Origin of the sequence: Streptococcus sp. HMSC070B10 (assembly GCF_001808665.1) — a bacterium.
Classification (GTDB): Bacteria; Bacillota; Bacilli; order Lactobacillales; family Streptococcaceae; genus Streptococcus.
Window position 1 is genome coordinate 1 of the sequence record NZ_KV794168.1, and the last position, 735, is coordinate 735.

Here is a 735-nt window from a genome sequence, read left to right on the forward strand (position 1 = left end):
CAAATTGGCACGTTATCAGATTATGCTCTTACAGGGGCGCAGACAGATGAACTTGCAAGGGTTAGAGCAGGAACAGCGACAGGATCATTAACAGGGGCGCAGACGGCAACAGGAACGCTTGTGGGAGCAGGAACAGGCTGGCTTGATAAGATATTAGATTTTCTAAAAAAATTGTTAAACGCTATTTTGAGCATACCAGGAGCAATTTTAGATGGACTAAAAGCGCTTTGGGATTGGCTTGCTAAAATCTTACAAGCTATTCTTGCTATTCCTGGGGGAATTATAGGGATTTTAAGTAAGATATGGGAATTTCTTCAAACTCTCTCAAAAGTGATTGCTGACGCTATTACAGGGGCTATAACGTGGACATTCTCTATTGATGAAACATGGCTAAGAGGACGCTTGAGCAGTTTAAATGACACTTTCAGGAGAAAATTCCCTGTGATGGTTCCTTTAAGGTATGATTTTAATGATAAGGACACAATAAGTGATATGAGTGTAAATATTTTGGGTTCTAACTATGTGATATTAAACGGAGCAACAGCAACAAAATTGGCTTCGCCAATTAAGATGGTGTTTAGAGCCTTAGCTTATGTTTTGATGGCTTTATTCTTTGCTAGAAAGTTCCATAAAGTGGCGGAGGATTAAAATGGTTCAAGGGATTTTAAGTGTTTGTTTTAAAATTTTAGAGTGGTTGATAGGCTTATTTCCGTCATTTGAGTTCGTCAATAATTT

At 38.4% G+C, this 735-nt stretch carries 1 protein-coding gene; it reads left to right on the forward strand.

What is annotated here, in order from left to right; all coding sequences use genetic code 11:
• On the forward strand, positions 1-648 hold a 648-nt coding region (locus HMPREF2613_RS11530), incomplete at its 5' end, for a hypothetical protein (RefSeq protein WP_222563127.1).
• Positions 649-735 lie beyond the last annotated feature (87 nt).